Raw genomic sequence first — 7,741 nt, 5'->3', positions numbered from 1 at the left:
GCCCGGATGGGCACCCAACCAGTGCGGCGAAAAGTTGAGCGGCGGCGACAGCGTCAACACGTGCGCGTTGGCCGACACCTGAAGGTACGGAAGGCACGCGCGGGTGAGCGCGAAGGTTCCACGGACGTTGACCTGCTGCATCAGATCGAACCGCTTCATCGCGAGGTCTTCGGTTTTCGAAGCTGGCACCGGGCCGGAAGGCAAAGGATTTTGCGGCAGCGGCCGCCCCTCCCGGCCCGCAGCCCCGTTCCTTTCCTCTGGTGCGCAGGCGCCATAAGGTCCTGGTGATCACATCGTCTCGCGAAGGGCCGGTCCCATGGCCGTGAAGGACACGGAACTGCCGTACCTGCGCCGCTGCGTGGAACTCGCGGCCGAAGCCCTGGAGGCCGGGGACGAACCGTTCGGTTCGGTCCTGGTGGGCGGTGACGGCACCGTCCTCGGCGAGGACCACAACCGGGTGGCCTCGGGCGACCGCACCCGGCACCCCGAGTTCGAGCTGGCCCGCTGGTCGGCGGCGCACCTCACGCCCGGGGAACGGGCGGCCGCCACGGTCTACACCTCCGGCGAGCACTGCCCGATGTGTGCGGCCGCCCACGCCTGGGTCGGCCTCGGCCGGATCGTCTACGTCGCCTCGTCCGAACAACTCGGCTCCTGGCTGAGCGAGTTGGGTGCCCCCGCGCCGCCGGTCCGGCCACTCCCCGTGCACGAGGTGGCACCCCATGTGGCCGTGGACGGCCCCGTACCCGAGCTGAGCGGCCGGGTGAGGGACGCCCTGGCCGAACAGGCAGCCCTCGACGCGGTCGGCGCCGGCCATCAGGGCCAGCTCGGCGGCGGCGACGGCGGTGCCGCGGTCGTTGTGGGGGTGGATCGACAGGCAGACGTGCTCGCGGCGGGACAGGTTGCGGCCCATCCACTCGAAGCGGTCGGCGTGCGTGGAGGGCGTGGAGCGCTCGACGGTCGCGGGCAGGTTGAGGATGATCTCACGGCCCGGGCCGGGCTGCCAGACGTCCATGACCGCCTCGCAGACCTCCAGCGCGAAGTCCAGCTCGGTGTCGGTGAAGATCTCGGGGCTGTACTGGTAGCCGAACTCGGTCTCGGGGCCCAGCAGCTTCTCGGCGTACTCCATGACCAGGCGGGTGCCGTCGACGGCGATCTGCTTGATGTCGTCCTTGGAGCCGCGGAAGACCACGCGGCGGAAGACGGGGGCCGTGGCGTTGTACAGGTGGACGGTGGCCCGCTTGGCGCCCTGCAGCGATTCCACCGTGCGCTCGATCAGGTCCTCGCGGGCCTGGGTCAGTACGGAGATGGTGACGTCGTCGGGGATGGCGCCGGGCTCCTCGACGATGGAGCGCACGAAGTCGAAGTCCGTCTGGCCGGAGGCCGGGAAGCCGACCTCGATCTCCTTGTAGCCCATCTTGACCAGCAGGTCGAACATGGCGCGCTTGCGGGCGGGCGACATGGGGTCGATCAGGGCCTGGTTGCCGTCACGCAGGTCGGTGGAGAGCCAGCGGGGGGCGGTGGTGATGCGCTGCTCCGGCCAGGTGCGGTCCGGGATGTCGACCTGCTCGTAGCGGCCGTACTTGTGGATCGGCATGGAACTGGGCTGCTGGCGGTTCGCCATGATGCGGGGGCTCCTCAGGGGGTGTCCGGAAGGACGGCCGACGACGCAGCACCAAGCTCCGCGGGGAGGGAGTCGGCCTCGACTACAGGCCCTCGCCGCGGCAGCTAAGGAGAAGCAGCCCGAAACGCATGATGCGCAGCATGCTAGCCGAGCCTCTCCCCGGCGCGTGGGGTCGTATCAGTATGCGGGACCGGGCGCGCATATGGGACAAAAAGTGCGCTATGCCACTTCGCCATAGCACTCGCCACGGAGCGTGAGGACCGTTGTCCCGGTATTTCACCAATCATGGTGGCGGCTAGTGACAGTCTCGTCACGCAGTGCAAGGGTGCCGGGCATGACGACCCACGGGGGCTTCGAGCCCGTCTTCTGCACCATCGTTCCGCCTCATGTCCTCGACAAGCTCGCCCAGGCCGAGGACCCCGCGCTGGCCGGTCCGGCCCGCCGCACCCTGCAGCGTGACGCCTTCGAGCGCACCCAGCGCCGCCTCACGACGGTCATCGGCGCGAGCGCCGTCGCCTCGGTCGCCGACGGCAGGCCGCAGCGCACGATCCACGACGCCCGGCACGGCACCGACCTGCCCGGCCACAAGGTCCGCGGCGAGGGCGACAAGCCCGGCAAGGACGCCACCGTCAACCGGGCCTACGCGGGTCTCGGCGCCACCTTCGAGCTGTTCCTCCAGGCCTACCGGCGCGACTCGATCGACGGCGACGGCCTCCCGCTGAACGCGACGGTGCACTACGACCGCGACTACAACAACGCGTTCTGGAACGGCGAGCAGATGGTCTTCGGCGACGGGGACGGCGAGATCTTCCTCGACTTCACCATCCCGATCGACGTCATCGGTCACGAACTCGCCCACGGGGTCACGCAGTACACGGCCAACCTCACCTACTTCGGCCAGCCCGGCGCGCTCAACGAGTCCCTGTCGGACGTCTTCGGCGCCCTGATCAAGCAGTACACGCTCGGCCAGACCGCCGCCGAGGCCGACTGGCTGATCGGCGCGGGTCTGCTCGCCCCGCGGGTGACGGGCACGGCGCTGCGCTCCATGAAGGCGCCGGGCACGGCGTACGACGACGATGTCCTCGGCAAGGACCCGCAGCCGGCGACGATGGACGACTTCGTGCGCACCGGCCGCGACAACGGCGGTGTCCACATCAACTCCGGCATCCCGAACCACGCCTTCTACCTGGCCGCCACGGCCCTCGGCGGCCACGCCTGGGAGCGGGCCGGGCAGGTCTGGTACGACGTGCTGACCGGCGGTGAGCTGAGGCAGGACGCGATGTTCGTGGACTTCGCCACGCTCACCGTCAAGGCCGCCCGGGAGCGCTTCGGCGACGGGGAGGAGCTGGACGCCGTGTCGAAGGGCTGGGAGCAGGTCGGGGTGCGGACCCTGTAGTTCCGTACTAGACAGGTCCCATGCGGATTCAGGTGAGGCGCACGGGCGGGTTCGCGGGCATCGAGCGGCATGCCGAGGTGGACACCTCGGGCCGGCCCGATGCCCCGGACTGGCACGCCCTGGCCGATCAGGCCATGGCCGCCGGCCGGAGCACGCCACCGGTCGGGGTCCCGGACGGGTTCGTCTACCAACTCACGGTGGACGGGAAGACCGTGTACTGCGCGGACCCCCGGCTGACGGACGAGCAGCGCAGGCTGATCTCGCGGGTGCTGAAGGAGGGGGCGTGACGAGGGCGTGACAGCAGGGGCGTAACGGCTCCTCCCCGCCCGGGCGTTGACTTCCGTTACCGCCGGTACGGATGATCCAGCGCATGGCGACTGACGCAGGCAACCCGATCCCCCGCTTCCCGGCCGGCTTCCTCTGGGGCGTGTCCACCTCCGCGCACCAGATCGAGGGCGGCGTGAACGAGCGCGAGCCGTCCGTGTGGGACGCCTTCACGGCCGAGCCGGGACGGGTGAAGGACGGCTCGACGGCGGCGGTGGCCTGCGACCATGTCCACCGCCACCACGAGGACGTGGCCCTCCTGGCCGGACTGGGCGTCAACGCCTACCGCTTCTCGGTCTCCTGGCCGCGGGTGCGCTCGGAGAAGGGCCTGGACTTCTACGACCGGCTGGTCGACGACCTGTGCGCGGCGGGCGTCCGCCCGGTGCCCACGCTGTTCCACTGGGACCTGCCCGCGGACCTGGACTGGCTGGAGCGGGACACGGCCGAGCGCTTCGCCGAGTACGTGTCCCTGGCGGCGGGCCGTCTCGGCGACCGCGTGACGAAGTGGATCACCCTGAACGAGCCCGCCGAGCACACCCTGCTGGGCCACGCCCTGGGCGTGCACGCGCCGGGGAAGAAGCTGTTGTTCGACGCGCTGCCGGTCGCCCACCACCAGCTGCTCGCCCACGGCCTGGCCGTCCGGGCCCTGCGGGCCTCGGGCGCCACCGACATCGGCGTCGCCAATTCGCACGGCCCGACCTGGGCGGCGTCGACCGAGGCCCCGGACCTGGAGGCGGCGGACTTCTACGACCTGCTGCTGAACCGCCTGTTCGCGGACCCGCTGCTGCTGGGCCGGTACCCGGACGGCATCGGCGAGCTGATGCCGGGCGACGTCGAGGCGGACCTGAAGGTGATCGCCGAGCCGCTCGACTGGTACGGGATCAACTACTACGCACCGACCCGGGTCGGTGCCCCGCAGGGCGCGGAGATCGAGTTCGGCGGCGTCACCATGCCCGCCGAACTTCCCTTCTCCGTGCGTGAGATCGAGGGGCACCCGGTCACGGACTTCGGCTGGCCGGTCGTCCCCGAGGCCCTCACCGAAGTCCTCACCACCTTCCGCGACCGCTACGGCGACCGGCTCCCGCCCGTCGTCATCACCGAGAACGGCTGCTCGTACCCGGGCGTCGACGACCAGGACCGCATCGCCTACCTGGACGGCCACGTCCGCGCCCTGCACCGGGCGGTGGAGGCGGGCGTCGACGTGCGCGGCTACTTCGTGTGGTCCCTGCTCGACAACTTCGAGTGGGCGGAGGGCTACGCACGCCGTTTCGGCCTGGTCCACGTCGACTTCGACACCCTGGAGCGGACCCCGAAGGCCTCGTACGACTGGTACCGGCAGCTGCTGCGGTCGCAGCGTCCTACGGCTTGATGCCCACCCCGGTCCACAGGCTGACCTCGGCGTCCGTCGGGGCGTCGCCCCCGGTGGCGTTCGGGAAGCCGCCGCGCAGCACGGCGCGCGCGTATCCGGGTGTCTGGAGCAGGCCCGTGACTCGAACGACCTCCAGCCGCCCCGACGCTCCGCGTCGCCCTCACCGGACGCGATTCCTCCCGGGGTTGAAGCCCCGGGGTTCCTCGCGGGATTCCGCTGAAATTGTCAGGCAGATAGTTGCAGCGTGAACTGCTCTACGAGCATAGTTGCTTGGGTGACCAGGGTTCCGGAAGCAGCAACTCCCCCACTGGGCCGGTCCGTTGTCCGCTCGCCCCTTCCTTGACTGTGCCCACCCCCCACGGAAGGCGATCGCCGTGTCCCCCCACACGACATCCACTCCCCGATTCCTGGACGCGGTGCGCCCGGACCGCACCGACTGGCTGGAGCTGCCCCCGCAGCGCACCAGCGTCAGAGCCGCCCGCCACGCCATGCGCGCGCGGCTGGACGCGTGGCAGGTGCCCGACGAGGCGTGCGCGAACGCCGTGCTGCTCGTGTCCGAGCTGGTGACCAACGCCGTGCTGCACACGCTCAGCCAGCGGATCCTGTGCGGCGTCCGGCTGATGACGCACGCGCGCTTCCGGCTGGAGGTCCACGACGGCGACCTGACGCGCCGCGGCATCCCCGACCGCTGCCCCGGCCCCGACGACGAGGGCGGCCGCGGCCTGCTGCTCGTACGCGAGATAGCGGACAGCTGGGGCATCACCCGCTCGACCCTCACCGGCGGCAACGCGGTGTGGGCGAGCCTGGTGACAGAGCAACATCCCTGAGAATTCCTAAATGTTGAATCAGTAACGCAATCAGGCTTTTCGGTTGAACCTGCACCCTTGGTAAAAAACCCCCGTCGGTGTCTATGGTGGAAGAGATAACCGATAGCGACGCGCGCACTTCAGGAGGTGCAACGACATGCGCACCTACGAGCGTCCGACGCTGACTGCGGTCGGCTCCTTCCGCAAGACCGGTCTGGGCTTCAGGGCAGGACCGGAGAGGTTCTGGTTCTTCCGGAGGAGGTTCTTCTGATCCGCCGGGCATCTCGCCGGCGCAGGATCTCCGAGGGGCGGTGGGACGTCGGTCCTGCCGCCCGTATCTCTTGATCACCTCAGGGCTCGGCGTACAGGAAGGGATCGGCATGGTCGATTTTCCTGATTCCGGCGAGGGGCCTGGCTGGTTCGTCGTCCTTCCGGACTGCGCTTCGGCGGCCGGAGTGTCCGTCGCGCTCCGCACCCGCGAGGTCCAGGAGGTCAGCCACCCGTCGGGACGACCGTGGCTGCTCGGCCAGTGGACTCCCAGTGCCCTGACCGTCGGTGAGGCGGGCCGGACGAAGATCGCGGTCCTCGGTGAACACGCCGTCACCGCCGACCGGCTCACCGCGGCGGCCGCCCGCGCCGGGACGATCGCCGGCCTGGACGGTCTGGCCCGAGGCATGGCCGGGAGTTCGCACCTGGTCGCTTCGGTCGCCGGACGGGTGCGTGTCCAGGGGAGCGTCACCGGCTTTCGCCGGGTGTTCCACGCCACGATCGGGGACGCCACCGTGGCCGCGGACCGGGCCGACGTGCTGGCCGCCCTGCTCGACGCGGAGGTCGACGCGCGGCGGCTGGCGACCCGCCTGCTGAATCCGTGCGCGCCGCACCCACTGGCCGGCGAACCGGTCTGGCGTGGTGTGGGCGCCCTGGGGATCGGCCACTACCTCGCCCTCGACGCCGAAGGCCGGGGGCACCCCGTCGGGTGGTGGGCGCCTCCCGAGCCGGTGGTGCCGATGGCGGAGGGCGCGGCGGCGCTGCGGGAGGCACTGTCGGCGGCGGTGGACGTCCGGGTCCGGGGCCGGGACGTGGTGAGCTGCGATCTGGGCGGCCTGGACTCGACCTCGGTGTGCGCTCTGGCCGCACGCGGCACGGCGAAGGTCATCGCCTACACCGCCGACGGTCTCGATCCCCTGTGCGACGACGTGACCTGGGCTCGCCGCACGGTCGCCGGGCTGGGCGACGTCGGCCACCACGTCATCGCCGGAGACCGGTTGCCGATGGTGTACGAGGGCCTGCGGGAGGTGGACGAGCACTTCGACGAACCGTGCCCCGCGATGATGCATCCCAGCCGCTGTCTGCTCATTCCGCGGCTGGCCGCGGCACAGGGCTCCCGTATGCACCTGACGGGGTTCGGCGGGGACGAGCTGCTCTCCGGCTCGCCGGCGCATCTGCACACGCTGGCCCGGACCCACCCCAGGACGGCCGTGCAGCGCCTGCGCGGCTTCGCCGCCCAGGGGCCGTGGCCGTATCGGGAAACGCTGCGGCAGCTGTGGGACAACAGCTCCTACCGCGCGTGGCTCGCCCGGGCCGGCGACCTGCTCACCGCTGTACCGCCCCCCTTGGAGACACCGGCGCTGGACTGGGGGACACCACCGCGGCTTCCCCCATGGGCGACGCCGGACGCCGTCGCGGCCGTACGCGAGCTGATCCGCACCGCGGCGCGTACCGCCCGGCCACTGGCCGACGGGCGCGGGCAGCACATCGAGCTGGAAGCGCTGGGAAACAACTCCCGCATGGTCCGGCAGGTGGGTCAGCTGGCCACCCGCGCCGGGCTCACCCTCGCCGCCCCCTACTACGACGACCGGGTGATCGAAGCGGGTCTGGCGGTGCGGCCGCAGGACAGGATCACCCCCTGGCAGTACAAGCCGCTCATCGTGGAGGCGATGCGCGGCATCGTCCCCGACGAGAGCCTGACCCGCCACACCAAGGACGAGGGTTCCTACGAGGCGGAGGTCGGGATGCGGGAACACCGCGCCGAGTTGCTGGCCCTGTGCGAGGACTCCCGCCTGGCCCGGTTGGGTCTGATCGACGCGACGAAGTTGCGCGAGACGTGCGGTCGGCCCCTCCCCCCGGCCCTGCCGTTCGACGCGCTGTACCAGACCGTGGTGTGCGAGATGTGGCTGCGCTCGCTGGAAACCGCCACCACCGCTGTTCCGGGCTGAATGGAGACG

The 7,741-nt window shown here is 70.8% G+C and carries 7 protein-coding genes and 2 pseudogenes; 7 read left to right on the top strand and 2 right to left on the bottom strand.

Translation table 11 applies throughout. The features are described 5' to 3' along the window. Positions 1–316: 316 nt before the first annotated feature. A pseudogene (locus ABT116_RS17290) lies at positions 317–583 on the top strand (nucleoside deaminase); the annotation flags it as partial. A 186-nt stretch (positions 584–769) separates the two neighbouring features. Here ABT116_RS17290 and ABT116_RS17285 read toward each other — a convergent pair. After that, positions 770–1,621, bottom strand: a pseudogene (locus ABT116_RS17285) (2-isopropylmalate synthase); the annotation flags it as partial. Positions 1,622–1,955: 334 nt separating this feature from the next. Here ABT116_RS17285 and ABT116_RS17280 point away from each other — a divergent pair. The 3 genes from ABT116_RS17280 (at position 1,956) to ABT116_RS17270 (ending at position 4,710) form a co-directional block, all read left to right on the top strand. Next, positions 1,956–3,017: a M4 family metallopeptidase gene (locus tag ABT116_RS17280; RefSeq protein WP_351633821.1), complete on the top strand. Its 1,062-nt coding sequence runs from the start codon at positions 1,956–1,958 to the stop codon at positions 3,015–3,017. A 20-nt stretch (positions 3,018–3,037) separates the two neighbouring features. Further along, positions 3,038–3,304, top strand: coding sequence for a protealysin inhibitor emfourin (locus ABT116_RS17275; protein ID WP_351633819.1), 267 nt, complete (start codon positions 3,038–3,040; stop codon positions 3,302–3,304). A gap of 83 nt (positions 3,305–3,387) precedes the next feature. Then, positions 3,388–4,710: a GH1 family beta-glucosidase gene (locus ABT116_RS17270; RefSeq protein ID WP_351633816.1), complete on the top strand. Its 1,323-nt coding sequence runs from the start codon at positions 3,388–3,390 to the stop codon at positions 4,708–4,710. On the opposite strand, the gene ABT116_RS50880 is transcribed toward ABT116_RS17270, so the two are convergent. Next, positions 4,700–4,822, bottom strand: coding sequence for a hypothetical protein (locus ABT116_RS50880; protein ID WP_502983883.1), 123 nt, complete (start codon positions 4,820–4,822; stop codon positions 4,700–4,702). The genes ABT116_RS17270 and ABT116_RS50880 overlap by 11 nt on opposite strands. A 262-nt stretch (positions 4,823–5,084) precedes the next feature. Here ABT116_RS50880 and ABT116_RS17265 point away from each other — a divergent pair, with 262 nt between their 5' ends. The 3 genes from ABT116_RS17265 to ABT116_RS17255 all read left to right on the top strand — a co-directional run bounded on the left by ABT116_RS17265 (position 5,085) and on the right by ABT116_RS17255 (position 7,732). Then, a complete protein-coding gene (locus ABT116_RS17265) occupies positions 5,085–5,537 on the top strand; it encodes an ATP-binding protein (RefSeq protein ID WP_351633813.1) in 453 nt (150 codons plus the stop codon). 136 nt (positions 5,538–5,673) lie between these two features. Continuing rightward, positions 5,674–5,787, top strand: a complete 114-nt coding sequence (locus ABT116_RS17260) for a keywimysin-related RiPP (RefSeq protein ID WP_107092234.1) — start codon at positions 5,674–5,676, stop codon at positions 5,785–5,787. Positions 5,788–5,896: 109 nt separating this feature from the next. Then, positions 5,897–7,732 (top strand): lasso peptide isopeptide bond-forming cyclase, encoded by a 1,836-nt coding sequence (locus ABT116_RS17255; RefSeq protein ID WP_351633809.1) that lies wholly within the window; start codon positions 5,897–5,899, stop codon positions 7,730–7,732. The last annotated feature ends 9 nt before the right edge of the window (positions 7,733–7,741 follow it).

The sequence above is a fragment of the Streptomyces sp. NPDC002130 genome (assembly GCF_040296465.1).
GTDB lineage: Bacteria > Actinomycetota > Actinomycetes > Streptomycetales > Streptomycetaceae > Streptomyces.
The sequence above is the reverse complement of the archived record's forward strand: the minus strand, read 5'-3'. Positions and strand labels throughout refer to the sequence as shown.